The following is a 25,775-nucleotide window of genomic DNA, read 5'->3' as shown; positions in this document are numbered from 1 at the left end:
TTGTATTTGTTTTAACAGAATATGAACAATATTTGTTAAAACTTGCAGGTTTTTCAGGGTTTCTTGACGAGCGATCGCGCTACAACCCAAACAGCATCCCCGATCTATCCACGATCAAGACAGGATCAGGATCTGTTCGCCCAAGATTTGCCCAAGATTCGTCCAAAATTCGCCCAAAATCTGTTCGTCGCCTTAATTGAGCCAGCAATTTGGTCAGCTTTCATCAGCTATCAGTGAGGAGTTATGGGTCGATCGCGCCATTTGTTTTCCCTCCGATTCGATCGCCTCGGCCAAGCCCTGATTCGGACTGGGCGCTTGGTGTTGTTAGGGGCGATCGGCTGCTCGATCGCCACGACCGCCAGCGCCACTTTGCCCGCCGTGTTGTTGCCGCTGTCCACAGGGCCCGATGGCATCGATTCTGATCGACTGCACCAAGCGCCCTACAACATCACCGGCCGCAAAATTGGCATTGGCCAAGTGGAAATTGGTCGGCCCGGTCGTTTTGGCTACGACAAAGCGGCGGGGAATGCGGATGATTTTCGAACTGCGGGCCTGTTCGTTTTGGAAGAGCGGCCAGGGCCCGATGAATATGTGGATGGCCATGCCCACAGTGTGGCGGGGGTGATGATTGGGCGATCGGGGAAATTGGCGCGGGGCGTGGCTCCTGGGGCCATGCTTTATTCCGCAGCCACGGGCCCATCCGAAGGCAATGGCCAAATTGGGGAATGTTTAGCTAGCCAGTCCGTGGCCCTGCAAAACCATGGCGATGTGCGAGCCATTAACTTCAGCTTTGGCGAACCTCTCAGCCAGGATCAGCGACTGAACGCCATGTTGGATGGCAATTCCCTGCTCACCCTTTGTGTGGATTGGTCGGCGCGGGCCCATGACGTGCTGTATCTGATTGCGGGCAATCAGGGCGATGGGGGCATTTCAATTCCCACGGACACCTTCAACGGCATCAATGTGGCCTTTACCCGGCGGTTTCGGGGGCAGTTTTCCAAGTTGGATTTTGCCAACCTGGGGAACGTGGTCACGGGGGTTGGTCGGCATTTGGTGGGCTTCGAAAGCAATGCAGGGTTGCGGCGGTCGATCGGGCTGGTGGCTCCGGGGGCCGATGTGGGGCTGTATGAACTGAGCGGCCAGGTGATCTATGCCAGCGGCACGAGTTTTGCCACCCCCCATGTCACCGCCACCGTGGCCCTGCTTCAGGAATGGGCCGAGCGGCAAATTGCCGGAAAGCAAGCCCGTTGGAGCAAAGATGCCCGTCGCCACCAGGTGATGAAAGCGGTGTTGATGAATTCCGCAGACAAGGCCAAGGACGCGGGAGATGGCAACCGGTTGGGCATGACGCGGGATGTGTGGCGCGAAGACGAAAAAACCTGGCTCGATTCCGATGCCGCCAGCGATCCGACGATTCCGCTCGATGAGCAAATTGGCGCGGGCCAACTGAATGCCTACCGGGCCTATCAACAGTTTGCACCGGGTCAATGGCAGCCGGGCGAGGCTGTGCCCTTGGTGGGCTGGGCGTTCCAGTCCTTGGCCCTGAAGGACGACCAACCGGCCGTTCACGACTACCCGATCGCCCAACCGCTCCAGGGCGGCAGCTTTGCGGCCTTGACCCTCACTTGGAGCCGCCATGTGGAATTGCTCGATCGCAATAACAATGGCCGGTTCGATCGGGGTGAAGGTTTTGTGAACAAAGGCCTGAGCGATTTTGATCTGTACCTGATTCCGGAAGGGGAAACCGTGGCCATCACCACTAACCCCTGTCGATCGATCAGCTCCGTGGACAGCGTGGAGCATGTGTTTTGTGAAGTGCCCAAAACCGGCCGCTATCGGGTGCGCGTGGCCCTGAAGGAGGCGGCTGTGGGCCAAAGTGATGAGTATGCCCTCGCTTGGTGGACGAAGGGAGCCAACTAGATGCACCAGCCGCCCGAGGATGTGCCGCCCCTGATCGATCGCACCGAGCTGGGGGTGCGCGATCGGGATCTCGACCCGATCGGCTCCCGGCTGCGGCTTTATCTCTACTACGCACCGATCGCCGGTTGGTTGCCGGCCTTGCTGGCCCTGCGGCGATCGGGTTTGGATGAGCGGGAATTTGTGGCGGCCAAGCGATCGGTGCAGTTGGCGATCGGCTGGGCGATCGGGCTGGCCGTGGGCAGCACGGTCAGCGAACAGCTCGCTAACCCCAGCCTCAGTTTTTTGTTGCTGCAAAGCGCCTGGACAAGCACCTATTGCCTAATTTGTGTGGGGCTGATGGTGTCCGTGTGGCGGCGACGCTCCTGGGCGATCGGGCCGGGCCGGGGGCGATCGGGCGATCGGCCGGATTCTGGCTGAGATCGATTGGGTTGATGTGCAAAAAACGGTAGCCCAACTTCTGCCAACTTGACGATTTTTCGTACCTCTCAACCTGATGCAGCCACTTAAAGTTTAGGATGTTAATTAAGGTTCACAAAAACCGTATTGTGCGACCCCATCAATGGGATAAGTATTGTTTTGCGCTATCCTAATCTCAGCCACTTGCGAGAACAAAGGCTCACTCAAGCAGCAGCCTTTGTTCTCGCAAGTATTCTCTGAATCTTTAAACCGATCTCAATTGGTTGGAAATACCATGGCTCAATTGGATAGCAATCAGATCGCAGCTTGTCAGAATCTCCAGGAATCCGTTGAAGCCATTGTGCATCTGGTTGAGCAAGAGTCAACACTCCAAAATCAAGATATTACGTCAGTTCATACGTCTCTGCGTAAGGCGATCGCCCCGACTTTTGAAGTGGCCTTTGTGGGGGCTTTCAGCGCTGGCAAATCAATGCTAATTAATGCCCTATTGGGTCGGGAATTGCTCTATAGCGCTGAAGGCCATGCCACCGGAATTGAATGCTACATCGCCTATGCACCAAGCGATCGGGAACGGGTTGTATTGACCTTTGCTAGTGCGGCTGAAGTTCACGAAGAAGTGCAGGTCTTGCTGGAGCGGCTGGGGGTTTCTTCGGCAATTGATCTGAGCCGAGAAGAGACCGTTTCAACGATTCTCACCGCCTGCGAAAAAATGATCGAAAAAGAAGGCGGCGAGTCCAAATCTGAACGGGCTAAACAAGCAAAAGCTCTCAAGTTGCTGATTGAAGGCTGGTGGACTAATCGCGATCGCATCCATCCCACCAGCAACACCACCTACTCAATGGAGCAATTTAATTTCACCAACCTCAAAGATGCAGCAGCCTATGCTCGCCGGGGCAGCAACAGCGCTGTGCTCAAACGGGTGGAATATTATTGCTGTCATCCGTTGCTGGAAGATGGCAATGTTCTGGTTGATTTGCCAGGAATTGATGCCCCGATCAAAAAGGATGCTGCCCTCACCTATAGCAAAATTAGCAATGAAGATACATCGGCTGTGGTGGCAGTGCTGAAGCCAGCCGCAGCGGGTGACATGACGAAAGAGGAAACCGAACTCCTGGAAGCGATGCGCAGCAATTCGGGAATTCGCGATCGGGTCTTTTTCGTCTTCAATCGTATTGATGAAACTTGGTACAACGTTCAACTGCGGCAACGCCTAGAGTCTCTGATTTCCAGTCAGTTTCGAGATGGACAGCGGCTCTATAAAACCAGTGGGCTGTTGGGGTTCTATGGCAGCCAGCTCCGAGAAACCAGTGCGGGCGATCGCTTCGGTCTCGATAGTATTTTTGCTAGCAGCATTAAAAGTGCAGAAATTGCCGAAGAAACGCCGCAGTTTGTCTATGAATTCAATCGCTATTGCTCTAGTTCTGGCAAATTACCGGCTAATCGGTTTCGGATCTCGGTTAATAACTATGAAAGCCAAAACGAAAACTATGTTCGAATTTTGAGCGAATATGGTTCACCCCTGGTGGATCAACTGATTCATGACAGCGGCATTGAAGTATTTCGAGAGGGCATCACGCGCTATTTAACGGAAGAAAAGCGGCCGCAACTCTTCTCGACTTTGGCCAATGATTTACAGCCCCTTTGCGTGGCCCTGCGTCGGTTGTATAGCGATCGCTACCGAGAACTCGATAGCCAGCCCACGGAACTCGAAGGCATTAAAAGCAATCGGCTCGATCGCCTCAACACCGATCTCAAGCGCCTAGCTGAAAACTTTGCAGATCATTTGAAGCGCGAAATCAACGAGATTGTTACTAATCAATGTGTCAGCTTTGAAGATGATTTCCGCAATTTGCAGGTGCGGATGCAGGGCCGGATGGGTGAGCTGCTGAATGGATTTTCCGTCAAGCAAGCCTATCAGCGGGCTACGTTAGCTCATCCACGCAATTCCACCGCTCCTTTGTTGGCGATTTTGGTTGAGGCATTCTATTACTTAGCCAATGAATTGGAAGAAGTGCTAACTGCGGAAATTGAGCGGGTGATTCGGCGGCTCTTTTCATTGTTGATGGATCGAATTCGCCATCAGGATTATTATCGGGAGCTATGCCGATTGGTGGGAGATGATGCGGGGCTAGAAGATCGATTGAAGGCGATCGAACAATCCGTGCAATTAGCCCTCCGCAGCGAGGCGAGCACTGAGTGCGATCGCTATGTGCGCGAAAGTCCCGATTTCTATCAAGAAGGCTCAGTTTCGCTCTATCAGTTTCGGGAAGTGTTGCGCCAAACTTCTGTGGGCTATGACTTTTTGCCGATGGTGGAAGCGGAACCCGCCATTCGCCAATTGCTAGAACTCGACTTTGCACCCAAGGTTAAGCGCACCGTGACAAGCACCTTTCGCCAAGCGGTGAGCCAAACTCTGAAGTCGCAACTGTTGCCCATAGCGGTGGAATACGAAGAGGTGATTTTGCAGCAATACACGATTGCCCGTAACCACCTAGAAAAAACGATCGAGAAGGAAGCCCAGGAGCAACTGGAGCAACTGGCTGAACAAAAGTCTGCTTTGCAGGAGCAAATTGCGACTTATAACCAGGCAGTGGAGGCGATCGATTCCTGTTTGCAATCCATGGGGTGCGATCGCTACCAACTCCCGATCGTTGAGCTAGTGACTTAACCCCAACCGTGTTTGGCAGCAAGGGGCTTGAGCATCTTGTCTAGGGACAGAAACCAAGATTTTTGAGGCATTTTTGAATGACTGAGCCAATTGTTTATCGTCTTGATGCCGAGGATGTCATTCGATCGGATGATGGCAACTTGCCCTTTGTGGAAATTTCGACTTGCTTGGCTACGGATATGACTGCCAACTTGGAAGAAACCTACGATGAGGACTTAGAAAAGGCTGCTTTTTCGGATGGTTTTCCCTGTAGGGTTTTGCGTCCTGGTCAAAAACAATGGCTGTCAGGGAAGGTGCGTTTCTTTCTGGAAATTGAGCTTGATCCAGATCAAGAAGAAGAGATTACTAACCCCGAAGGATCCAACTCGACGTTGGATGAGCTACGTAAGCTGGCTGGGGAATAGGGTAGAAGTAGAACTGTAATCTTCAAGAGGTTATTCATCATGGATTTTTCTAAAATGCAAGAACTTTTGCCCAACGAAGTGGTCACGATGGAGTATGGCTACTATATCAATAATCGTCCCACTAGCCAGATCTCAGAAATTCAAAAAATTATCAATGATCGCCTTGGTGGGGATCTTAGAATTTTGTTCTCAGAAGAAGGACTGAAATGCCAAGTTTTAAGACTAGGCGCACCAAAATGGAAATCTGGACGACTGCGGCTAACATTGCTTTTTGAGACAGATGAACCAGACGAAGTAGAGTCCTTGACTGGTAACCCTGATCAGCCTCTAGATGAAATTCGTAGATTGGCGGATGGATAAAGTTGATCCGGAGTCTTATCCTTAGTCAGGACTTGTTAAAACCATGCCCCAGGAATTTACATCTCTCAAACCACATGAAGTGATCTCATGCGAAATGAGATATCAAATTGGCTTAAAAAACCCAACCTCTACAGTTCAAGAATTCCTACAGGTTATTGCCAATGCACTGCAACACTATTCCGGCTATAACATATCCACTATTGAGTGGAACTCCAACCGCCGTTTATGGTTTTCTACAGAAGGCATCAGGGGAGAAGCTCTGCGATATGGAAAAAAAGGGTGGCAGTCGGGGCGGTTGAGGTTGTCGATCGAGTTTTGTCCTGATGAACCGGAGCCAGAACCAGAACCAGAAACGCCAGAATTGCCCTTATTAGAAGCCAGCATTGAACCGGCTGATTCTCCGTTAGATGAAATTCGGCGATTGGCAGAGGAATAGCAATGGCCAAAACACCTCGCACTAAAATTGACTCGTAGCGTGACAGTTACGAATTTGATTAATCTGTAAGTTGAGTTGTGGTGCAAAATTCAGCGCCAAAAAGATTCGTAAGAATCTAATTCTCTTGGCACTATATTTGGAGGTAGTCAGAGTGGAGAATCATCAATTAATGAAGCTAGGTGAGGTGATCTCCATCTCTACTGCTCAACACATCAGTATAACCAATGAAACCTGCACAGTTAAAGAGTTCATGAGAGGACTCTCTAGTGTGGTTGAGAATTATGTAAGGGGTTATGGCAACTATCGTTGGACTGAAGGGCGGGGGCAGTGGTTCACTGAAGAAGGCGTTGAAGGACAAGTGTTGAGGTTTGGGCAAAATGAGTGGGAGTCAGGAACTTTGCGATTAAGGATCGAGTTTTGTCCCGATGAACCAGAGCCAGAACTAGAAGCGCCAGAATTGCCCTTATTAGAAGCCAGCATTGAACCGGCTGATTCTCCGTTAGATGAAATTCGGCGATTGGCAGAGGAATAGCAAATGGCTAAAACTCCCCGCATCAAAATCGATCCAGCCGTTCGACAATTTGTACTCGATCGCGACAATCACCAATGCCAAAGTTGTGGCAGCCGCGATCGCCTAGAAATTGACCACATCAAATCCCTTGCCGCTGGTGGCTCCAACGACATTAGTAACTTGCAAACCCTTTGTCGCAGTTGCAATGCCCGCAAGCGCGATCGCTTCGATTCGCGGTTCGATCGCCGGTTTAATTGGTAATAATCGCCCTATTGCAATCACGGCGATCGGGCCCAGAGGATTGATCACAGGTCATGCGGATTTTGCTTGTGGAGGATGACGATCGGATCTTGCAGCCCCTGGCCGAGGCCCTGCGCGATCGCCACTACACCGTAGATCTGGCCAGCGATGGGCGATCGGGGCTGGAGTTGGCCCAATCCCTGGACTACGACTTGCTGATTTTGGATTGGATGTTGCCCCAACTCAGCGGGGTGGAACTCTGTCGGCAACTGCGAGCCGCTGGGCAAACCGTGCCGATCGTGCTGCTGACCGGGCGCGACACCAGCCGCGACAAGGTGGATGGTCTGGATGCGGGGGCCGATGATTATGTGGTGAAGCCCTTTGATTTGTCGGAGTTTTTGGCGCGGGTGCGGGCCCTGTTGCGGCGGGGAACCGTGGCCACCAATCCGGTGCTGAGTTGGGGGGCGTTGGCGCTGGATCCGCGATCGTGCGAAGTCACCTACCGCCACCAGCCGATCGCCCTGTCACCGAAGGAATATGCCCTGTTGGAATTGTTCTTGCGCCATCCGGGCCGGACGTTCGATCGCGCCAGCATCCTCGATAACCTGTGGAATTTTGACGAGCCACCCACCGAAGAAGCGATCACTGCCCACATCCGCCGCCTGCGCCAAAAACTGACCGAAGCAGGCGCACCCAAAACAGCAATCGAAACACGCTATGGCATGGGCTACCGACTTCATCCACAACTGCCGGAACTGGACGCGGGTTCTTAAGCGATCGCGCCCTGGAACGGCCCTGGCGGCCACGGAAGCCACCCAGTTTCGGGCCTTGCGGCGGCGGTTGTTGCTGTCGTTTCTGGCGGTGATGACGACGGTGGTGGGGCTGGGGTCGATCGTGGCGATCGAGTTTTTGATCTATAGCCTCTATCAGCAGGTCGATCGACAGCTTTTGGTGTTGGCTCAAGCGGCCGGCCACAGTTTGGAAGCGATCGAGGAAGCCCACGAAGAGCAATTTGACGACGACGGCGACGAGGACGATCGGCAGCAAGCAAAAGAGCGAGCAAAGCAGGAAAGAAAAGCCAAAAAAGAGCAAGAAAAGCAAGCGAAAAAAGAGCGAGCCAGGGAACAAGAATCAGACGATGAGGACGACGATAAGGATGAAGATCAGGACAAAGATCAAGCGAATCAAAATCAGGCAAGAACCCTCAATACCGATCGCCCCAATGCTGCCAACTTTTTAGACGATCGCTTTTTTGAAGAACGGGAAGAACTGCGGCCGCGCCTGGATAACGATGGGGACTTGGATATTCCCTGGCAAAGTTTGCAGCAACCAGATCAGGGGGTGGAGTGGTTTAATGCGCGGGGCAAGTTGTTGGCTCGCCAAGGTCGGATCTTTCCTGCCTGGCCCCTGGCCCCGATCGCCCAACCCCAAGGTGCGATCGCCCAAGATCAACAACTCCGCACTCTGACCACGCCGTTCTATGACGGGGAAAAGCAGCCCCCCAAACTCCGGGGCTATGTGCGGGTGACGGAATCGATCGACCCGATCAACAACGCCATCCAGCAATTGGGAACGGGCCTGGCGATCGGCTCGGGCCTGGCGATCGGGCTGAGTACGATCGGGGGTCTGTGGCTGACGCGGCAATCTTTGCGGCCGATCGAAGCCAGCTTTCGGAAACTGCGGCAGTTCACCGCCGATGCCTCCCATGAGTTGCGCGGGCCGCTGACCGCCATTCGCACCTCCGTGGAAGTGATGCAATCGCACCCTGAGCGGATTGACCCGACGGATGTGGCCAAGCTGGCGGCAATTCACAACGCCACCGGCCAAATGACCCAACTGGTGGAAGACCTGTTGCTGTTGGCACGTCAGGACACCCCCGGAGCCGCCGCCCACCCGCGCCAATCGATCGACCTGCCCGAATTGCTGGAATCCTTGATTGAGACCTACGCCGATCGGGCCGCCGTGCAGCAACTGGAGCTGACCGGTGAGCTGGACCCCGCCGTTGTGTTGGGCGAGCCGCTGCTGCTGTGGCGGCTGTTTGGCAACCTTTTGGATAACGCCCTCAAATACACGCCAGCGGGCGGCCGGGTGCAGGTGGTGATTCTCCCGATCGGGCGCGATCGGCAAGTGCGGGTCGAAATTCACGACACGGGCATCGGCATCGCCCCGGCGGATTTGCCCCAAGTGTTCGATCGGCTCTGGCGGGCCGATCGGGTGCGATCACACCGGGAAGGTGGCTCGGGGCTGGGCCTGTCGATCGCCCAGGCGATCGCCCGATCGCACCAGGGCCAAATCACCGTTCGCAGCCAACTGAACCAAGGCAGTTGCTTCACTGTCACCTTGCCGGTTGTTGCACCGAGCGGCAAAGTCTCCACCCCGTGAGTGGATGTCTGAAAAGGGTTTCCCGCAAAAAGTCGATCGCCGTTGTGTGACCCCAGTGGACAGATTTTCAAGCGGTCGCTGGATGGTTGATCGTCATTTTTTTGTCATTTTTTCTACCTAGCCTGAAAGGGGCAATGCTTCAGCAACTTCCGCCCCCTAATCAGGTTGGTTGTCCTTGAAATTTCTTGAGCATGGTGATGAATAACCTCAAACAATTACAGTTTTTTGCCGTTGGTGCGCTCACAACCTTGATGGTTTTGCCAGAAGCGGCCCTGGCTCGATCGCTGGCGGAATCTTCCCTGGAGCAACGGCAATCTTTCCAGAATTCAGCTATGGGGCAACGGCCTGCCGAACGCTTCACGAGTGGGCAAGATCGAACCAAAGATGATGACGATGACGACTGGGACGACGACAAAGATGATGATGACGACGACGACAAAGACGACGATGACGATCGGGTCATTCGCATTTCGGGCCGGGTCATTCGCTTTGGTGAGCGGGACGAAAATGAGTGGATTGTGGAAGCCAACAGCCGACGATATCGAGTAGATGCGGGGCCGCGTTGGTGGCGCGATTTACCTGTTTCCGTGGGCGATCAGCTCACCGTTGAAGGCGAGTTGGATGATGGCGAATTGGATGCATTTTGGGTGCAATTAGCCAACGGAGAAACGGTGCAATTGCGAGGGCGATCGGGGCCGCCGCCTTGGTCGGGGGGTCGCCGTCGATCACGCTAATAACCTTCTTCAAGAGAGACCCACAATCCCAACTCTGTGGCTGTCATGAGTTTGTCATTTTTGTTGGTTACGGTTTAGGTAATCGCTGAAAACGCGAGTTTTGCAATCCCGATCGCCCGACCGCTACCTCTCTTGGAGAATGTTCATGTCCTTGCTTCCCTTGGCTCGCTCATCTTCTGCACCGGCAAGAGTCCTGACCCGGGGACGTTTGGCCCTGGCCTTGGTCGCCGCCCTCAGCATTGTGACCAGCGCCGGTTGCAGTTCCCAAACCGCTGCCAACCCTGCGGCCAGCCCCGCCGAGTCGGCCGCCGCTAGCCCCGTTGAACCGGCCGCCAGCCCTGCCGCTAGTCCGGCGGCCGGCGGTGACCTCAGCGCATTGACCGCCGTGGTAACCAAAACCCGGGCGGCGGTGGAAGCGGGAGACGCAGCCAAGGCCAAAACGGAATTTGAGCAATTTGAAGCCGCTTGGAAACCCGTTGAAGATGGAATTAAGGAAAAAAATCCCAAGGCCTATGAGGCGATCGAGGAAGCGATGGACGGTGTGAGCGGGCAACTGGGCGGCAATTTGGATAAAGCCAAAGCCCTGACGGCTCTGAGCAGTTTGGAAGGGGCGATCGGGCAGGCGAAATAGGGCAAAATCAGCCAATTTCCTTGATTCTGATTGCTGGTGTTGTTGCTTGCGGATCAAGCCTGAACCGATCGCGTGATTTGCCAGGTTCAGGCAACTTGTTTCTAGAGGCTCGATCGCCCATGTTCAAAAATTTCCAAACATTCCAGAAATACCAACGCAAATATCATCGATTTCTGGCTCCCATTTTGCTGTTGCCCCTGATCTTGACGGTGATTACGGGCATGTTGGCCACCTTGGTGGAAGAATGGCATCTGCCCGGAATTAAGCGCAGCCTTTTGATGGATATTCATACGGGTGAAATTTTCCATCTGGAAGCGATTTATCCCCTCTTGGATGGGTTGGGTTTGTTGGCTTTAATCCTGACGGGTATCTCGATGTTGGGATGGTTTAAACCAAAGCGCAGCCCAAAGCCGTTGGAATAGGCTAAGGGATCGTCGGGTTGCTTCTTGATGTCAGCACCCATCACCCGAAATTTATGACCGATCGCTCTCCTCAACAGCTTCCTAGCCTCAATCTAGATCACCTGCTGAATCGTCGATTTCACGGCACACCCTGGCAAGCTTTCTGGCAGGAATTTTTGGGCAACAGTGGCCATTTCCTGATTCTGAAAATTTTGTCTGATATCGCCAAAGATGGCTGGTATGCCTCCATCAATGACATTGCAGATTGGTCTTTGATTGGGGCTTTTACTGTGCAATCTTGGTTTCTCAGCCAACGAAAAATTCATCCATTTTGGGGCAACTTAATTGGCCCTAGTTGCTACACGTTGGTTGATTTGCCGTTGGATGGTTGGGAATTTTTTGAAAACCCCAGTCATTGGATGCTTTGGGGGTTTTGCTCGTTGGTGGCCATTGCCCAGGGACTCAGGTTGGCCTGGAAGCCTGCTATCACTCGATATCTATTGCCCCTGGAAAGCATTGCCCGCACGGTGATGGTGTGGGTTGCCTATTTGATTACGACGGCGGCGTTGCACCAAGAGCCGGTGACGTTGACTTATATTCAAATCTTTTTTACGGGCGCAAGCCACGAATTTCTATTTTCAGCGCTGGTGTTTTTGGGGGTGTTGTTGGGGTTGCAATCGCTGCAACTGGCTCAGCAACAGCAACAAACTCAGGAAACTGCGGCCATTTTGCGCAATTTGGCCCAATGGGGTATGGGCAATCATGTGGTGACTTCAGCGATCGCCAATCCGTCGGCCCTGACCTTTCAGCGGGTGGAACGGGCGATCGTGTTTATGGATATTCGAGGGTTCACGACTTGGTGTGAGGCGGCGCGGCCGGAGCGGGTGGCGCAGGTGCTGAATTGTTACTACCAAGTGGTGGAACCGGTGGCGACGGTGCATCGGCCGCTGCGGGTCACGTTCACGGCGGATGAGGTGATGGTGATTTATGCGGATTTGCCCCAGGCGATGCGAGCGGCGGTGGCGATGCAGCGGGCGGCGCGATCGGTGCTGTCGGCGGAAGGGTTGGGGGCGGGCTGCGGATTGCACTACGGCCCGGTGGTGGAAGGGTTGTTTGGTAGCGACGGGGTGCGCACTTACACGGCGATCGGGGACACGGTGAACACGGCCAAGCGGATTGAGGGAGCCACGCCTGCCCATCAACTCTACCTATCGGATGCGGCCTATCAACAACTCCCGATCGAGCTACAGATTCACTGCCAAGCATTGCCGTCGATTCAGGCGAAGGGCAAGCGTGTTCCTGTGGCGTTGTGGCACTGGCAGGGCGATCGCGGTCAGGTAGCGATTCCCTAGGCCTTGGGGCGAAACAGGGCAAAAACGGAGGTGTAACCGTGAATAAAGGTTGTGCCACCCACGGGGCCAATTTCACCGTTGCAGAAAAAGCCCGCCACGGGCATCAGACCCAAATATTTTTGCAACAGGCAGGAATCAAAATTGGCTTTGTTATACAGCCCTTGGCCACGACCCACACAGGCAAACATCAAGGCCCCGATCGGGTCGGGCTGTTCCGATGGGCGATCGCGCAAATACCGTTCCAACAGGGCGCGTAGGTCTTCGGCGGAGGTGTCCGCGTCTCGCAAATGAAACTGAATCCGTTGGCCCCGGCGGATTCGATCGCCGATCGCGATCGCGCCGCCGCTGGGATCCACCCCCAACAGGTTGCGAATTAGGAAATCGCCGGGTTCCAGGGTTTGGCGAAAGGCATCGCGGGCCAAACCCACAAAAAGGGAATATTGCGCCAGTTCGCGATCCTTGTCGCTGAGTTCTTCAATTAGTTGCCGCAGGGCCTTGAGGGGGGCTTGGGGTTTGTCGGCGATCGTGTCTTTGTCCATCTGAATCGACACTTGCATCACGATGTTGCGCTCGCATTCCGTGACCCACAGGGGCTGACCGATCGGGCGGCAGCCTTGGGCCACAATCGGCTCAATCACCACATCGCCGCTGAGGGCCACCCCCACCGCGCCCGATCGATAGGCCCGATAGTCCGCAAAGAGTTGCTTGGTTTCCCGAAAGGAGTCCCCGCTGGCCAAGCCGCCCACGGTCACGGAGCCGGGATAGGCATAGTCCAGCCCTTGCAGCAGGTCGTTCATTTGCACCAACCCCGGATCCGCAAAGACCAAAAAGTTAGGGTTCGTGGCGGGATCTGCCCCGATCGCCTCAATCCAGGGTTGGGGCGGCCCATCCAAATCGGGCAGGGCCTCGCGATCGATGTGAAAGGTTTGGATGGTGACGTTGGGTAACCGAGCGGCCATCACGCAGAGGGCCGGATCATCTTCCACCTCTTCCACCTGTTGCGGATCCAGGTTGCCCACAACGCCGCTGCCCCCACAGCCCGCCATGGCCCGAGCAGGCAGGCGATCGCGCAGCAGGGGCATCAGCCGCGCATATTCGCTGCTAAAGGCCGATGAAATGAAGACCAGCAACAAATCTGGCGGTTGCCCCAAGGTGGCCAAAACACGCTGGCTGACCTCATCAATGGCCGCTTCTAGGGATGGTTGCTTGGAAACGGCGCTGACCCATTTCATTTGGTCACTCATGGGGGTTGTCCTCCTGCGGGCGCGGGTCGATCGCTCGGATCGAGTCGGATCAAGATCCTAACCCGGGAGCCTCTGGCCAAGGGCGATCGTGCAGCGAACTGTTGCAAATGAAGTGAGGAGCCGTTTGGATTTACACGGAGGTGGTTTCCCGGACTAATTTGTCCCAACCCAACTCCTTCAGTGCGCCGTTACGACGCAAGGGGCGCGTCACCAATTCCAAAATGTCGCGGGTGCTGCCAAAGCCGTGAATTTGGGCAAAGGTAAACTCCACCGACCACTTGGTATTAATGCCGCGTGCTTCCAAGGGATTGGCGTGGGCCATGCCGGTAATCACCAAATCCGGCTGCAAATCATAGATGCGCTGAATTTGATTGTAGTTGTCCGGCTTTTCAACAATTCGGGGCAATTCCACCCCCATTTCCTGACAGGTTTTGGTTAACAAATCCAGCTCGGCCCCTTGGTAGCGTTTGTCCATGTAGGGAATGCCAATTTCCGGCACGGTTGCTCCACAACGAATCAGGAACCGCGCCATGGAAACTTCGAGCAAATTGTCACCCATGAAGAAAATCGACTTGCCGCGAATTAGTTGCACATAGTCTTCCACGCTCTGCCAAATTTGTGCTTCCCGCTCGGCCAGTCCTTGGGGTTCAATGCCCAACACAGCACAGATTTTTTCGATCCAAGCGCGAGTGCCATCGGGCCCGATCGGGAAGGGTGCGCCAATCAATTTGCACTTGCGCCGCCGCATGAAGGCTGTGGCCGTGCGCGAGAGGAATGGATTCACCCCGGATGCGTAGTAGCCTTCGGCCAAAGCGGGCAATTCTGTGTAGCGTTTGGCGGGCAACCAGCCGGCTAATTTAATCCCTTGGCGCTTCAGTTCGAGGGTCAATTGCGTGACGATCGGGTCAGGCACTGAGCCAAACAACACCAGCGGTTGATGGTTCACATAGCCCGCTTCGTCTTCCTGGATTTCTTCTTTCTTTTTGCCAAAGTTCAGCAACTTTTGAATGGCGTTGCGATCGTCTGCGGCGGCGGGCGTTTGTTGGGTGGCATCGGGACAGCGCTGCACCATGGCCGCCAGCACCGTATCTTCCCCTTGGGTAAAGGCATAATCCAGCCCATTGGCGCGGGCCACCACGATCGGGATGCCGATTTCTGCTTCCAGTTTGGGGGCGATTCCTTCCAGATCCATCTTGATGATTTCGGTGGTGCAAGTGCCAATCCAAACAATCACCGACGGGTTGCGATCGCGCTTGATATCTTCACAGAGTCGCTTCAGTTCTGCGTAGTCATTCAACTGAGCAGAAATATCCCCTTCTTCGAGTTCCGCCATGGCATAGCGTGGCTCGGCAAAAATCATCACACCCATGGCATTTTGCAAGAAATAGCCACAAGTTTTCGTGCCAATCACTAAGAAGAAACTATCTTCAATTTTTTGATAGAGCCAAGCGACGCAACTGATCGGGCAAAAAGTGTGATAATTGCCCGTTTCGCAGTCGAATTGGAGGGCGGGGGTGTTGGGTTCGATCGTGGCGGTCATTGGCTGTTCCTCACAGGTAAAACGGTTGAGTTTTGGGGGATGAATCGGAGGGGCGTATGGCCGTACGTCCTGATCCAGAAGTTTGACTGCAACCCGCTACCCTGACCGCGATCGAACCCTGAATTTCGCGGAATTTCGCTGAACTTAAAAGGTCGATCGCTCCCAAATGGGAATCAGCTCAGCATCGCGGGTGCGGCCATTGCAGTCGGTTTCCTCAAGCTGTTCGATCGGGGGTTGGGCAAACTCGATCGGCGCAGGATCGCTGGCGGGTAACAGGATGGCGGGACGGTTGCGGCGTTCGCGGGCGGCGGCCTTGGCGGCTAACTCCAATTCCTGATCGGGGTCAAAGTCCAGCCCCAGCGCTTCGATTACCCGATCGGGATCGCTGCTGAGATCCACCAACAGCGGCATCAACTCCGTCACTCGTGGTTCCAGCACCGTCGCCGTCGCCAACAAAAAACTCGACAGGGGGCGGCGGTGGCCCAACTCGCTTTCTGTCCAAATGGCCATGCGGGCCAACCAGGAACGGTTATCGCGGTAATAGTCCAGCCACTTTTGACGGAGCGATCGGCGCAACTGTTCAACGTTCATAGGGCGGAAGATCGGTGGACTTTGGAGATATCAAACCTCGATCGAGCCTACCTGATTAATCCCTATCCGGGCGCAGCGGTTGCAGGGGAATTGTGGGGCCTTGGGCGGAGGGCGCACAGCGGTGCGCCCCTACGTTTTGCCTTGGTTTTGTCGATCGCCCAACCGATCGCCCGTCGCTGGGGGCAAGGGGCTTAAGCCCCTTGTCTGGACGCGGATTCAGCCCTTACACCATCATCAATTCGGGTTCGGGTTCCGTTGTCTTCGGTTCTTGCGGGTTCAGATAGAAGTCCGACAGCATCGAGAACAACTCCCGATCGGGCGATCCATCGGGAACCACGCCCTCCGGCATCGCCAACAGTTGATCGGCAATGTTCAAGTAATAGTCACAAACCGGCAGCAACGACGGGTCAGACTCCGCCATCTCAAACAGCGTTTTGCCCTTCACCCGCGACACGCGAATATCTTCAATCAGCGGCAAAATTTCCAGCACCGGCATCGGCACGGCGCTGACATATTTATCAATCAGATCCCGCTTGGAAGTCCGGTTGCCAATCAAGCCCGCCAGCCGCAGCTTGTGCGTCCGGGCCTTTTCGCGCACCGAAGCCGCAATCCGATTGGCCGCAAACAGCGCATCAAAGCCGTTGTCCGTGACGATCACGCAGTAGTCCGCATAGTTCAAGGGAGCCGCAAAGCCGCCGCAAACCACGTCGCCCAGCACGTCAAACAAAATCACGTCGTACTCATCAAAGGCGTTCAGCTCCCGCAGCAGCTTCACCGTTTCGCCCACCACGTAGCCCCCACAGCCCGCGCCGGCCGGCGGCCCGCCCGCTTCCACGCAATGCACGCCGCCATAGCCCTTGTGGATCACGTCATCGGGCCAAACGTCTTCGTAGTGATAGCTCTTGGCTTGCAGGGTGTCGATGATCGTGGGGATCAGGTAGCCCGTGAGCGTGAAGGTGCTGTCGTGTTTCGGATCGCAGCCAATTTGCAGCACTTTTTTGCCACGACGGGCGAGGGCTACGGAGATGTTGCAACTGGTGGTGGATTTGCCGATGCCACCTTTGCCATAGACAGCGAGTTTCACGGGGGAGTCCTCTGGGGAAATCTGGTTGGAACAGGACTGGAGCAGGAATGCAACGGGGATTTAGTCTCGGTCAAGCTCAATCAATCTCGGTCAACCTCGATCAAGCTCAGTCAGGTGGGGTCAATCTCGCTTAGTCTTCGCCAATCTCGGTGAGCTGCCCGAGTCCTGAACCGGCAGACCGAGCGCGATCGAAATGAGCGAGATGGCAAAAATTAAAACCGGAGCATTGAAGCCTGAGCAGAGGGGCCGATCGGGAATGGGATTAATCGCGAATGAAGCTCAGCGGTAACGAAAATCGGGAATGCAGCCAAAAAACTGAGTTGGGGGTGGGCAGCCCTGGAGCGATCGCGGTTGGTTGCCCCACCGATGGCATTATCAGCAGATTTTTCCCGAAAGGAAAGCAAGGCTAATTTTGTCCGGCCGCGCCAGAAGCCTAAGGGCTGATCCTAAACTCAAAAAATGGTTTTAAAGCTGATTAAAATCAAAAAAATGCGTTTTTAAGCTAAATTAAACAAATTTAGGGTCTAATTTTTATAAAAATAAAAACAAAACCAAAACACAACTTCTTAGACCAGCCCAGCCCTTAATTCAGAGCCTGCTCGACTCCCTCATCAGTTTGGGCTTTCCCAAAGGCGGATCCGAGGGCGATCGCACCCCCAAACAGCCGGGCGATCGAGAAATTTGGCGCTGTTTGTTAAGAATTCAATCAAAGCGGGGAGGGTTGGCAGAAAACCAGGCGGCGGGATCGATCGATCAGCTCACCCTTGGCAGCGATCCCCGATCGGGAGTTGCACCCACTCGTCAAGGAAGCCAGAATCGATCGGCCGCTGGCGAGTGGTTTGTGGCAAATTGGTGGCAGCATCGAGCCAGTTGTGTTACGCCATCTGGTGTTGCCCAATGGTGCAACGGCCCAAAACGCCTGCTGTTTTTGAAATCTCTCCGAGTCCTGTTGTTGCCGAGGGTTGCCCGTTATGTCTTTTGAGGTGTTGTTGATCTTGATCCTGGCGCTGATTTTTCTGTTGCAGTGGCTTGATGGACTCGATCGCGATCGACGCAAGGCAATTGAAGTGCGCCAAAAGGCTGAAGCGGATCTCCTCAATATGTTGATGTTGCGTAAATCCTTGGCAGATTTGTTGAAAAAATTGGCGGCGAACCCTGGCGACATGGGCTTGCAACAACAGGTTTTGGCCTCGATGCGAGTGCAGGAGGATGCCAAAGGAACCGGCCTGGGTTATGGCTCCCTGTTGGCGCTTTTTGAGGCGAACTCCGGTGATAAAACCCTGCGCAAAACGGTGCTAGAGGCGGGCCGGATTCACTACGGCAAGATTGCGGGCGGGGTGGCTTCGTTGGATGATGAACGCCGGGTCATGAACGATATTGCCGTTCGATCGTAGGAATGATCGCACGGGTGCTGAAGGTTGCTCCTCCGGGCGATCGCGGGGTGAGTTTTCCCCTTGGAGGTCAAAGCTTTTGGCAGTAATGTTTTTAAAGCTAGTAGGGTGGGCATCGCCCACCACCCTCTAGTCCAAGTAGCTAGTAGGGTGGGCATCGCCCACCACCCTCTAGTCCAAGTGGTATCCAGCCCCAAAGTCACAACTCCCCTCTCCCCAGTAGTGACCGGATTCATTGGGTGATGCGTCGTAGGTGGGCACTGCCCACCCTACAGGCTGAACTCATTCTTGGAACTGCCTCGGGCATCAGCCTCGAAAGTTTTGTTTGGGAAACTGTTTCTTCGATTCGCAAGCCGGGAAACCTGGTCTGAGCTGTTTATGGTTTTGTCAAACCCTGCCCTTAAATTGCCCGCTGCGATCGCCCTTGTCTGTGTCTTGACCGGTTGCGCCCAAAGCAAAGTAGCCCAGTGCAAACAATTGGTGACCATTGCCAACTTGGCCAACGAAACGGCCCGGGAAGCCGCCACCGGTAAACCGGAGGCCATGCGCCGTGCCGCTGAATCGTTCGATCGAGCTGCCCAGGATTTGGGCAAGTTGCCGCTCAGTGACACGCAATTAAAAGACCATCGATCGCGCTTGGCGGATATCTACACCGACACCAGCCGCAGCACCCGTGAATTTTTGAACGCCATTCAGCAAAAGGATCGCAACCTGGCTGAAATTGCGGTGCAATCGCTGGAGCAGTCCGCCAACAATGAGCGCAACCTGATCCAAACCATTAATCAAACCTGTCAGGTGGCTGAATCTGCCGCCAGCAATCCGACCCAGCCGAATCCCCCAGCGCCGTGAGATCCGTTCACCGCTGATTACTGCTGATTACCGCTAATTCCCGCTGAGACAACCCACGAAGCGCGGTTTTCTGGAGGCCGATCGCGAGACTCATGGCCCCGCGATCGACCTTTGCATTAGAACCAGTCGTCCTCATCGTCCCAATTGTCGTTGTAGGTCGATCGCCGATCGCGCGGTTGACTGCTGCCGCCAAGGTTGTTGTTGCGGGCTTCTCGTCGATCGCCCGATCGCCCTGACCCATCCCGAGGGGCCGGCCGGCTTGGGCGATCGCTGGGGCCGCCGTAGCCGCCGCCATAGCCCAAATCATAGGGATCGCGCGATGCCGGGCGGCTGGGTTCCCGGCGGCGATCGCCCTGGCCGTTCGGTTCATTCCAACCCCGATCGCCTCGGCCCGGGTCGCCGCCTCGGCCCAAGTCGCTGCCCCGGCCGTAATCGTTGCGGCCATAGTCGTTGCGCCCGTAATCATTCCGGCCGTAGTTGTAGTCCCGATCGTAGCGATCGCCGCCACCCAGTACCGCATCGCGCCCATCCTGGAAGGTGCGCCGAATGGAACCAAAGAAGTTGTCGTCATCTTCTTCGGCATAGCGATCGCGCACGTCCCGATTCAGGTTGTAGATCGCGTCTTGCAAGTCGGCCTGGGTGCGATCGATTTCGATGTCGTCGCTGGCGGCGATCGCCTCGCGCAGGGCCTTGACGGTTTTCTCGATCGCCCGCCGATGCACCTCCACAAACTGCATCCCAAAGTCGAGGGTCGCCTCCCGCAGTTGCCGCTCGGCCTGGAAGGTGAGCGCTTCGGCGCGGTTGCGCTTGTCCACCCGATCTCGCTGCGATCGATCCTGGTCGGCAAACTGCTGGGCCTCCTCGATCGCCTGGCGCACCTCCGCTTCGTTCAGGGTCGAAGCGTCTTGGATGATCACGCTTTGCTCGCGGCCCGTGGTCATGTCCAGCGCCGTCACCTGCAAAATACCGTTCGCATCGATGTCAAAGGCCACCCGCACTTGGGGCACACCACGCGGCGCGGGCGGCAAGCCCTTGAGGATAAATTTCCCGAGGGATTTGTTGTTGGCGGCCATTTCCCGCTCCCCTTGCAGGATGTGGATTTCCACCTGGGTTTGGTTGTTTTCGCTGGTAGAAAACATGTCCGATCGCCGCACGGGAATCGTCGTGTTGCGCGGAATCAGCTTTTTCATCACGCCGCCGGAAGTTTCCAGCCCCAAGGACAGGGGAGTCACGTCCAGCAGCAAAATATCTTTCACCTCGCCGCCCAGGATGCCTGCCTGGATTGCCGCGCCCACGGCCACCACCTCATCGGGGTTGACGTTTTGGCTCGGTTCCTTGCCCACGAGCGATCGCACCACGTCCTGCACAAAGGGAATTCGTGTGGAGCCGCCCACCAACACCACTTCATCGATCTGCGATGGCCGCAACCCCGCATCCACAAAAGCCCGCTTCAGGGGCGCGCGAATCCGTTCGATCAAGTCCGTGCAAAGGCCCTCAAACTGCGATCGGGTCAGGCGGGTTTCCAAATGCTTCGGCCCGTCCTCCGTGGCGGTGATGAAGGGCAAATTAATTTCCGTCGCGCCCACGCCGGACAGCTCGATTTTGGCCTTTTCCGCTGCTTCCGTCAGCCGTTGCAGGGATTGGCGATCGCGCCGCAAGTCCAGCCCCTCAGTTTCCAGGAACTGCTCCGCCAGCCAATCCACAATTTTGCGATCGAAATCATTCCCGCCCAACTGCGTATCGCCGCTGGTGGCCTTCACCTCAAAGACCCCATCACCCACTTCCAGCAGGGACACATCAAACGTGCCGCCCCCCAGGTCAAACACCAACACCGTTTGGCTACTGGCGCGATCGAGACCATAGGCCAAAGCCGCCGCCGTCGGTTCATTAATAATCCGCTTCACATCCAGCCCGGCAATCCGCCCCGCATCCCGCGTGGCCTGCCGCTGGGAATCGTTGAAATAGGCCGGAACCGTAATCACCGCGCCGGTCACGGGCTGGCCCAAATAGCGCTCGGCTTCATCGGCCAGCTTCCGCAAAATCATCGCTGACAGTTCTTCCGCCGGAAAGTCGCGCTGCAACTTGGGGCACACCACCCGCACATTGCCCTCCTCATTGCGCCGAATCGTGTAGGGGACGCGCTTTGAAGAAGGCGACAGCTCATCGTATTTGCGGCCAATAAACCGCTTCAGACCATAAAAAGTGTTTTGCGGATTCAACACCGTTTGGCGGCGAGCCAGTTGCCCCACCACCTTTTCGCCATCTTTGTTGAACCCAACGACGGACGGGGTGGTTCTCATCCCTTCGGCATTGGCAATGACGACGGGTTTCCCGCCTTCCATGACGGCCACGACGGAGTTGGTCGTACCGAGATCGATGCCAACGACTTTTCCCATTGCTTGGTTGCTTGTCTCTTGTTGCGGCTGCGAGTGGCTGAGGGGGCGATCGGGAAGGCCGTTCAGCCGAGTTGGATGAATGAACCAGCCCAATGACTGGCGCTTGAGATTGAGGGGCCCAGACAAGGGGCTTAAGCCCCCTGCCCCCCGGATCTCAAGGAATTTGCGGGGGACAGACTCAGCGCCCGATCGCGCGTTAAGAATCTTGTCGGCTTCATTCTATCCTGTGGCTTCCCATCCACCGAACCGAGGCGCGATCGAAACCGGGATCAACCTTGGCCAAAATCCTTTGCCAGAATGGAGACTGTTAGGCCGCAATGCCAGGAGCGTCGCCCCATGCTGCCATCCTTCCTAGAATCATTGCCCAACGCTGACGAACTCCCCGATTCTTGCGATATTCCCGTGGATAACGAAGACCAGAATTTTATTCCCAACGTCCTCTTGTTCCTGCTGGAATACATTTGGAAGCATCGGGAAGACTGGTTTTTTGCGGTTGATATGGGGGTTTACCACGCCACGGGGCCTCATCCGAAAGTGCCGGTGATTCCCGATGGCTTTTTGAGCCTGGGGGTCGATCGCCGCAAGAATGGTAAACCGCGCCGTAGCTACATCACCTGGACGGAAAACAACATCCCACCGATTTTGACTTTGGAGGTGGTTTCCTACACACCGGGTGAAGAATATGACGAAAAAATGGCAATTTACGCCCGACTGGGGGTGTTGTATTACGTGATCTACAATCCCGAATTTTGGCGGCGGGATGGTCACTTGCCCTTAGAGGTTTACAAGCTGGTGGAGGGAACCTATCAACTTCAGGTGGGTGAACCCTGCTGGATGCCGGAAATCGGCTTAGGGATTGGGCGCGATCGGCTGGTGGATGACCCGTTCGATCGAGAAGTCCTCACCTGGTACGACGCTCAGGGCCGACGCTATCGCAGTGAGGCTGAGGTGGAGCGCGATCGAGCCGCCGCCGAACGCCAACGGGCCGCAACCGAGGCCCAGCGAGCGGAACAGGCCGAGCAACGGGCTGACGAGGCCCAACAACGGGCCGATCGCCTGGCGGAGCAGTTGCGGGAGTTGGGCATTGATCCGGAGGCGATCGAGTCGGATTGATGGGGTTATGGCGGGTCTGGGGTGATCCAATCCGTGAGCGATCGCCCCAGGTAGGCTTCCAAAAAGGCTCGGGCGGCGGCGGGTTCGATCGCCTCTAGGGCTGCCACGATGGCTGGAATTGCGTCGGCTTGGGGGTCTTGGGTTTCGTTGAACCAATAATGCACGGTCGATCGGGCAATGCCCATGGTGACGGCGAGCCGGTTTTGGCTGATGCCGTAGTCTTGCAAGGTTTGTTTGAGTGCTTTTCCTGCTCGCGCCATGCCCCCAATGGTCTCAAAGGGGGGCTGATGGGCGCAATGATGAGATGGTTGCGAAACGGTTGATTTGTTCTCCCATGCACCGTGTGGATTGATCGCCACCCAACCGATGGTTATCGTTTGATTGAAACGCGATCGGTACGGCAATTTCACGAAAAACCGTAGGGTGCATGGGAGCAATCTCAAATTGTCATGAAATGTGCGGCTTGATCTCCCATGCACCGTGGATTGTGGCAACACAACCGATCGAAGATTCTCGGTTTGTTGCGGTTATTTGCGGTGCATGGGAGGGGTGGGGGAAATGATCGTTTCACGCCAAACGTTCTCCCATGCACCCTACGGTTCTTGGATTAGGGCTTGGAAGCGGGGATCTTGGCGGATAGGGGCGAAGGCGCTGTCGGTTTTGGCCCAATCCCGAGCTTGGGAGTTTAGCTTGATTGCTTGTCGTAGGTGGTCGATCGCTTTATCCACTTGACCTTGTTTGACATAACAGACAGCTTTGCCATACCAAGGGTAGTGGTAGTCGGGTTTGAATTGGATGGCTTTGTCGAAGCTGGCGATCGCCTCTTCATACCGCCCAATCCCTTTTAGCGCATTGCCTCGGTTGTTCCAGGTTCCGTGGCAGCCGGGTTTGAATTGGATGGCTTTGTCGTAGCTGGCGATCGCCTCTTCATACCGCCCGAGATTACCCAGCGCAACGCCTCGGTTGTACCAGGCTTCGTGTTTGTCGGGTTTGCATTGGAGGGCTTGGTCGAAGCTGGCGATCGCCTCTTCATACCGCCCGAGACTAAGCAGCGCATTGCCTCGGTTGTTCCAGGCTTCGTGGTAGTCGGGTTTGAATTGGATGGCTTTGTCGTAGCTGGCGATCGCCTCTTCATACCGCCCGAGATCATCATACCGCCCGAGATCATCCAGCGCAATGCCTCGGTTGTTCCAGGCAACGTGGTAGTCGGGTTTGAATTGGAGGGCTTGGTCGAAGCTGGCGATCGCCTCTTCATACCGCCCAATCCCTTTTAGCGCATTGCCTCGGTTGTTCCAGGCTTCGTGGTAGTCGGGTTTGAATTGGATGGCTTTGTCGTAGCTGGCGATCGCCTCTTCATACCGCCCGAGATTAAACAGTGCATTGCCTCGGTTGTACCAGGCTTCGTGTTTGTCGGGTTTGAATTGGATGGCTTTGTCGTAGCTGGCGATCGCCTCTTCATCCCGCCCAAGCTCGTTTAGCGCAACGCCTCGGTTGTGCCAGGCTTCGTGGTCGTCGGGTTTGAATTGGATGGCTTTAGAGATCGCTTTGCAATCGGGCCTCTCCAATGGACTGCTCCGGGGCAATATAACCCTTTGAACCCAAAAACAAACTGCGGGGATCTTGAATCAGTTGTGCTTGGCTATATTCCCCCGTTGCGACCTCTTTCACACCCCCAAAATCAATCAACACCAACTGGTCATCCGATCGCCGTCGAAGGATGTTATCGGGCTTGATATTTCGGTGAATCAAAGGATGCTGATGGACTACGGCTAATACCGACAGCAGATCAACCAAAAGTTGCACCACCGCCATTTCATCCCAGCGTTCTCCCTGGCCAATCTCCAAGCTGAGGGGTCGCCCATTGATGTGTTCCATCACAATAAAAAATTCGCCCCCTTCCTCAAACTTGGCAAACAAGGAGGGAATTCGATCATGGCGACCCAGGATCATCAGCTTGTCTGCTTCGCGATCAAAGTATTGTTTGGCAATCAATAAATCATCGGGCAGAATTCGGGAACCGTCGCGATCGAACTTGGGTTTGAAATGCTTCACCACACAATCTGGATGGCCGGGCAATTGCAAATCCTGGGCAATGTAGGTGTCACTAAAACCACCTTGCTTGCTCAGGAGTCGGTTAATCAGATAGCGATTTTGGAGGGTGCGGCCAATCATGAGGGGCAGTGAGCAGCGCTGGGAAAATGGTGGTCAGCCGCCTCTAATTTAGCCCCTAGTGTCAATGAAGCACCGATCGCCCCCGACGGCCGCCAGGGCTTGGCTACAATCCGATCGAGCTGATCGATCGCCCTGCTGATGGCTGCCTCATTTCTCTGCTGTGATCACCTGTAAATTTAGAGCCGCAACCGGGGGCGATCGCCACGAGGCGATCGGGTAAGACCCAAGGGCTTGAATTTTCTTAAGGGATGGCTGATCAGCGCGATCGCGTGGCTAGACTGAGCGGTGAGGATTTGGCTGGTTTGGACGAGGGAACCCCATGAGTGCGTTTGATTTTCAGCGATCGGGCGATCGCCCCCCCAGATTCAGCAAAGCGCCCAAGCCTCGGGAGTTGGGGTGGTCGGTGTTGGCTCCCTTGGATGATCGCGATCAGCACCCCTGTCCCATTTGTCGCCACGGACAAATTCAGCCGATGCCGATGATGGAGGATGCCTGGTCCTGCGATTTTTGTCGGCATCTATTCACGCTGGATTTGCAATCCCGGATTTTGCGGGTGGAAGACAGCACCCAGCCCTTGCAGTGGCGTTGGTTGGGGCGATCGTGGCAACCGGTGCGCTACAGCAATGAAGCGCTCACACCGACCATTTGGCTGCTGGCCGTGATTTTGGCGATCGGGCCGGTGGGGTTGATTGGTTTTTCGCAATACCTCTTTCCCCCTTTGCCCAGCTCCCGATCGGTGGGATTTGGCCAAGGGTGGTTAATTTCAGCGGCGATCGGGCATTTCATTTTGGCCGCCTGGTTGGTGCTGGAACATTACCAGTGGCCGCTCTATGTGTCGTTGAAGTTGCGCTGGCAAGATTGGCGATCGAACCGCTGATTGTCCTGATTAATCATCCCAATTTGACTCAATTGGACTTGATCTAAGTTGATCTGAATCAT

The 25,775-nt window shown here is 55.3% G+C and carries 27 protein-coding genes and 1 pseudogene; 20 read left to right on the top strand and 8 right to left on the bottom strand.

The features are described 5' to 3' along the window. The first annotated feature begins 243 nt into the window (after positions 1–243). The 14 genes from AMR42_RS11930 (at position 244) to AMR42_RS11860 (ending at position 12,456) form a co-directional block, all read left to right on the top strand. Positions 244–1,920: a S8 family serine peptidase gene (locus AMR42_RS11930; protein ID WP_099533716.1), complete on the top strand. Its 1,677-nt coding sequence runs from the start codon at positions 244–246 to the stop codon at positions 1,918–1,920. Next, positions 1,921–2,337, top strand: coding sequence for a hypothetical protein (locus AMR42_RS11925; protein WP_099533714.1), 417 nt, complete (start codon positions 1,921–1,923; stop codon positions 2,335–2,337). Between the two features lie 274 nt (positions 2,338–2,611). After that, positions 2,612–5,005, top strand: coding sequence for a dynamin-like GTPase family protein (locus tag AMR42_RS11920; protein ID WP_099533712.1), 2,394 nt, complete (start codon positions 2,612–2,614; stop codon positions 5,003–5,005). A gap of 77 nt (positions 5,006–5,082) precedes the next feature. After that, positions 5,083–5,409 (top strand): KGK domain-containing protein, encoded by a 327-nt coding sequence (locus tag AMR42_RS11915; RefSeq protein WP_099533710.1) that lies wholly within the window; start codon positions 5,083–5,085, stop codon positions 5,407–5,409. A gap of 39 nt (positions 5,410–5,448) precedes the next feature. After that, complete coding sequence (locus AMR42_RS11910; RefSeq protein WP_099533709.1) at positions 5,449–5,769, top strand: KGK domain-containing protein; 321 nt, start codon at positions 5,449–5,451, stop codon at positions 5,767–5,769. A gap of 43 nt (positions 5,770–5,812) precedes the next feature. Continuing rightward, positions 5,813–6,205 carry a KGK domain-containing protein gene (locus AMR42_RS11905; RefSeq protein ID WP_099533707.1) on the top strand — a complete coding sequence of 131 codons (393 nt, stop codon included), beginning with the start codon at positions 5,813–5,815 and terminating at the stop codon, positions 6,203–6,205. Positions 6,206–6,356: 151 nt separating this feature from the next. Next, the gene (locus AMR42_RS11900; protein ID WP_143473048.1) at positions 6,357–6,737 is read left to right on the top strand and encodes a KGK domain-containing protein; all 381 of its coding nucleotides are present in this window, start codon (positions 6,357–6,359) and stop codon (positions 6,735–6,737) included. A gap of 3 nt (positions 6,738–6,740) precedes the next feature. Further along, positions 6,741–6,977, top strand: a complete 237-nt coding sequence (locus tag AMR42_RS11895; protein ID WP_099533703.1) for an HNH endonuclease — start codon at positions 6,741–6,743, stop codon at positions 6,975–6,977. A gap of 53 nt (positions 6,978–7,030) precedes the next feature. Next, entirely contained in the window at positions 7,031–7,729 is a 699-nt protein-coding gene (locus tag AMR42_RS11890; RefSeq protein ID WP_099533701.1) for a response regulator transcription factor, read from the top strand. After that, positions 7,674–9,338: a cell wall metabolism sensor histidine kinase WalK gene (locus tag AMR42_RS11885; protein ID WP_199858168.1), complete on the top strand. Its 1,665-nt coding sequence runs from the start codon at positions 7,674–7,676 to the stop codon at positions 9,336–9,338. The genes AMR42_RS11890 and AMR42_RS11885 overlap by 56 nt, the downstream gene beginning before the upstream one ends. A gap of 197 nt (positions 9,339–9,535) precedes the next feature. Further along, positions 9,536–10,072, top strand: coding sequence for a hypothetical protein (locus tag AMR42_RS11880; RefSeq protein ID WP_143473047.1), 537 nt, complete (start codon positions 9,536–9,538; stop codon positions 10,070–10,072). 145 nt (positions 10,073–10,217) lie between these two features. Next, on the top strand, positions 10,218–10,703 hold the full coding sequence (locus AMR42_RS20480; RefSeq protein ID WP_158234459.1) for a DUF4363 domain-containing protein: 486 nt from the start codon (positions 10,218–10,220) through the stop codon (positions 10,701–10,703). Positions 10,704–10,822: 119 nt separating this feature from the next. Further along, a complete protein-coding gene (locus AMR42_RS11865) occupies positions 10,823–11,125 on the top strand; it encodes a peptidase (RefSeq protein WP_099533749.1) in 303 nt (100 codons plus the stop codon). A 53-nt stretch (positions 11,126–11,178) separates the two neighbouring features. Continuing rightward, complete coding sequence (locus AMR42_RS11860; RefSeq protein WP_099533693.1) at positions 11,179–12,456, top strand: adenylate/guanylate cyclase domain-containing protein; 1,278 nt, start codon at positions 11,179–11,181, stop codon at positions 12,454–12,456. Here AMR42_RS11860 and AMR42_RS11855 read toward each other — a convergent pair. From AMR42_RS11855 to AMR42_RS11845, 3 genes are all read right to left on the bottom strand, one after another. Beyond that, positions 12,453–13,700, bottom strand: a complete 1,248-nt coding sequence (locus tag AMR42_RS11855) for an FIST N-terminal domain-containing protein (RefSeq protein WP_234406964.1) — start codon at positions 13,698–13,700, stop codon at positions 12,453–12,455. The genes AMR42_RS11860 and AMR42_RS11855 overlap by 4 nt on opposite strands. A 130-nt stretch (positions 13,701–13,830) precedes the next feature. Then, the gene (locus AMR42_RS11850; RefSeq protein ID WP_099533691.1) at positions 13,831–15,240 is read right to left on the bottom strand and encodes a ferredoxin:protochlorophyllide reductase (ATP-dependent) subunit N; all 1,410 of its coding nucleotides are present in this window, start codon (positions 15,238–15,240) and stop codon (positions 13,831–13,833) included. A gap of 144 nt (positions 15,241–15,384) precedes the next feature. Further along, positions 15,385–15,831: a DUF5331 domain-containing protein gene (locus AMR42_RS11845; RefSeq protein ID WP_099533690.1), complete on the bottom strand. Its 447-nt coding sequence runs from the start codon at positions 15,829–15,831 to the stop codon at positions 15,385–15,387. Between the two features lie 21 nt (positions 15,832–15,852). Here AMR42_RS11845 and AMR42_RS20475 point away from each other — a divergent pair, with 21 nt between their 5' ends. Beyond that, positions 15,853–16,026, top strand: coding sequence for a hypothetical protein (locus AMR42_RS20475; protein WP_158234458.1), 174 nt, complete (start codon positions 15,853–15,855; stop codon positions 16,024–16,026). A gap of 28 nt (positions 16,027–16,054) precedes the next feature. On the opposite strand, the gene bchL is transcribed toward AMR42_RS20475, so the two are convergent. Continuing rightward, positions 16,055–16,915: a ferredoxin:protochlorophyllide reductase (ATP-dependent) iron-sulfur ATP-binding protein gene (gene bchL / locus AMR42_RS11840; RefSeq protein ID WP_099533688.1), complete on the bottom strand. Its 861-nt coding sequence runs from the start codon at positions 16,913–16,915 to the stop codon at positions 16,055–16,057. Between the two features lie 616 nt (positions 16,916–17,531). On the opposite strand from bchL, the gene AMR42_RS11835 reads away from it, so the two are divergent. From AMR42_RS11835 to AMR42_RS11825, 3 genes are all read left to right on the top strand, one after another. Further along, entirely contained in the window at positions 17,532–17,897 is a 366-nt protein-coding gene (locus tag AMR42_RS11835) for a hypothetical protein (RefSeq protein ID WP_099533686.1), read from the top strand. Further along, positions 17,878–18,309, top strand: coding sequence for a hypothetical protein (locus AMR42_RS11830; protein WP_158234457.1), 432 nt, complete (start codon positions 17,878–17,880; stop codon positions 18,307–18,309). The genes AMR42_RS11835 and AMR42_RS11830 overlap by 20 nt, the downstream gene beginning before the upstream one ends. Before the next feature lie 375 nt (positions 18,310–18,684). Then, complete coding sequence (locus AMR42_RS11825) at positions 18,685–19,155, top strand: hypothetical protein (RefSeq protein ID WP_099533683.1); 471 nt, start codon at positions 18,685–18,687, stop codon at positions 19,153–19,155. Between the two features lie 116 nt (positions 19,156–19,271). Here AMR42_RS11825 and dnaK read toward each other — a convergent pair whose 3' ends face one another. Then, positions 19,272–21,551, bottom strand: coding sequence for a molecular chaperone DnaK (dnaK, locus tag AMR42_RS11820; RefSeq protein ID WP_099533745.1), 2,280 nt, complete (start codon positions 21,549–21,551; stop codon positions 19,272–19,274). Between the two features lie 336 nt (positions 21,552–21,887). Between dnaK and AMR42_RS11815 the strand changes: the two genes are divergently transcribed. After that, entirely contained in the window at positions 21,888–22,664 is a 777-nt protein-coding gene (locus tag AMR42_RS11815) for a Uma2 family endonuclease (RefSeq protein ID WP_099533681.1), read from the top strand. A 5-nt stretch (positions 22,665–22,669) separates the two neighbouring features. Here AMR42_RS11815 and AMR42_RS11810 read toward each other — a convergent pair whose 3' ends face one another. The 3 genes and pseudogenes from AMR42_RS11810 to AMR42_RS11800 form a co-directional block, all read right to left on the bottom strand. Continuing rightward, positions 22,670–22,924 (bottom strand): helix-turn-helix transcriptional regulator, encoded by a 255-nt coding sequence (locus tag AMR42_RS11810; RefSeq protein ID WP_099533679.1) that lies wholly within the window; start codon positions 22,922–22,924, stop codon positions 22,670–22,672. Between the two features lie 333 nt (positions 22,925–23,257). Beyond that, positions 23,258–24,199: pseudogene (locus AMR42_RS11805) on the bottom strand (tetratricopeptide repeat protein); the annotation flags it as partial. After that, positions 24,198–24,836 (bottom strand): protein kinase, encoded by a 639-nt coding sequence (locus AMR42_RS11800; protein ID WP_099533676.1) that lies wholly within the window; start codon positions 24,834–24,836, stop codon positions 24,198–24,200. The pseudogene AMR42_RS11805 and the gene AMR42_RS11800, both read right to left, overlap by 2 nt. Positions 24,837–25,155: 319 nt before the next feature. Between AMR42_RS11800 and AMR42_RS11795 the strand changes: the two genes are divergently transcribed. Beyond that, positions 25,156–25,713 (top strand): hypothetical protein, encoded by a 558-nt coding sequence (locus AMR42_RS11795; protein ID WP_099533674.1) that lies wholly within the window; start codon positions 25,156–25,158, stop codon positions 25,711–25,713. Positions 25,714–25,775: the final 62 nt, after the last annotated feature.

Source organism: Limnothrix sp. PR1529 (genome assembly GCF_002742025.1).
GTDB lineage: Bacteria > Cyanobacteriota > Cyanobacteriia > CACIAM-69d > CACIAM-69d > CACIAM-69d.
Note: the sequence above shows the minus strand (reverse complement) of the source record. Positions and strands in the feature narration are given on the sequence as shown.

What these genes read in the sequence shown, in the direction of transcription:
- AMR42_RS11930 (WP_099533716.1), top strand. Translation starts at nt 244, where the DNA reads ATGGGTCGATCGCGCCATTTGTTTTCCCTCCGATTCGATCGCCTCGGC.
- AMR42_RS11925 (WP_099533714.1), top strand. Translation starts at nt 1,921, where the DNA reads ATGCACCAGCCGCCCGAGGATGTGCCGCCCCTGATCGATCGCACCGAG.
- AMR42_RS11920 (WP_099533712.1), top strand. Translation starts at nt 2,612, where the DNA reads ATGGCTCAATTGGATAGCAATCAGATCGCAGCTTGTCAGAATCTCCAG.
- AMR42_RS11915 (WP_099533710.1), top strand. Translation starts at nt 5,083, where the DNA reads ATGACTGAGCCAATTGTTTATCGTCTTGATGCCGAGGATGTCATTCGA.
- AMR42_RS11910 (WP_099533709.1), top strand. Translation starts at nt 5,449, where the DNA reads ATGGATTTTTCTAAAATGCAAGAACTTTTGCCCAACGAAGTGGTCACG.
- AMR42_RS11905 (WP_099533707.1), top strand. Translation starts at nt 5,813, where the DNA reads ATGCCCCAGGAATTTACATCTCTCAAACCACATGAAGTGATCTCATGC.
- AMR42_RS11895 (WP_099533703.1), top strand. Translation starts at nt 6,741, where the DNA reads ATGGCTAAAACTCCCCGCATCAAAATCGATCCAGCCGTTCGACAATTT.
- AMR42_RS11890 (WP_099533701.1), top strand. Translation starts at nt 7,031, where the DNA reads ATGCGGATTTTGCTTGTGGAGGATGACGATCGGATCTTGCAGCCCCTG.
- AMR42_RS11885 (WP_199858168.1), top strand. Translation starts at nt 7,674, where the DNA reads ATGGCATGGGCTACCGACTTCATCCACAACTGCCGGAACTGGACGCGG.
- AMR42_RS11880 (WP_143473047.1), top strand. Translation starts at nt 9,536, where the DNA reads ATGAATAACCTCAAACAATTACAGTTTTTTGCCGTTGGTGCGCTCACA.
- AMR42_RS20480 (WP_158234459.1), top strand. Translation starts at nt 10,218, where the DNA reads ATGTCCTTGCTTCCCTTGGCTCGCTCATCTTCTGCACCGGCAAGAGTC.
- AMR42_RS11865 (WP_099533749.1), top strand. Translation starts at nt 10,823, where the DNA reads ATGTTCAAAAATTTCCAAACATTCCAGAAATACCAACGCAAATATCAT.
- AMR42_RS11860 (WP_099533693.1), top strand. Translation starts at nt 11,179, where the DNA reads ATGACCGATCGCTCTCCTCAACAGCTTCCTAGCCTCAATCTAGATCAC.
- AMR42_RS11855 (WP_234406964.1), bottom strand. Translation starts at nt 13,700, where the DNA reads ATGAGTGACCAAATGAAATGGGTCAGCGCCGTTTCCAAGCAACCATCC.
- AMR42_RS11850 (WP_099533691.1), bottom strand. Translation starts at nt 15,240, where the DNA reads ATGACCGCCACGATCGAACCCAACACCCCCGCCCTCCAATTCGACTGC.
- AMR42_RS11845 (WP_099533690.1), bottom strand. Translation starts at nt 15,831, where the DNA reads ATGAACGTTGAACAGTTGCGCCGATCGCTCCGTCAAAAGTGGCTGGAC.
- AMR42_RS11825 (WP_099533683.1), top strand. Translation starts at nt 18,685, where the DNA reads ATGGTTTTGTCAAACCCTGCCCTTAAATTGCCCGCTGCGATCGCCCTT.
- dnaK (WP_099533745.1), bottom strand. Translation starts at nt 21,551, where the DNA reads ATGGGAAAAGTCGTTGGCATCGATCTCGGTACGACCAACTCCGTCGTG.
- AMR42_RS11815 (WP_099533681.1), top strand. Translation starts at nt 21,888, where the DNA reads ATGCTGCCATCCTTCCTAGAATCATTGCCCAACGCTGACGAACTCCCC.
- AMR42_RS11810 (WP_099533679.1), bottom strand. Translation starts at nt 22,924, where the DNA reads ATGGCGCGAGCAGGAAAAGCACTCAAACAAACCTTGCAAGACTACGGC.
- AMR42_RS11800 (WP_099533676.1), bottom strand. Translation starts at nt 24,836, where the DNA reads ATGATTGGCCGCACCCTCCAAAATCGCTATCTGATTAACCGACTCCTG.
- AMR42_RS11795 (WP_099533674.1), top strand. Translation starts at nt 25,156, where the DNA reads ATGAGTGCGTTTGATTTTCAGCGATCGGGCGATCGCCCCCCCAGATTC.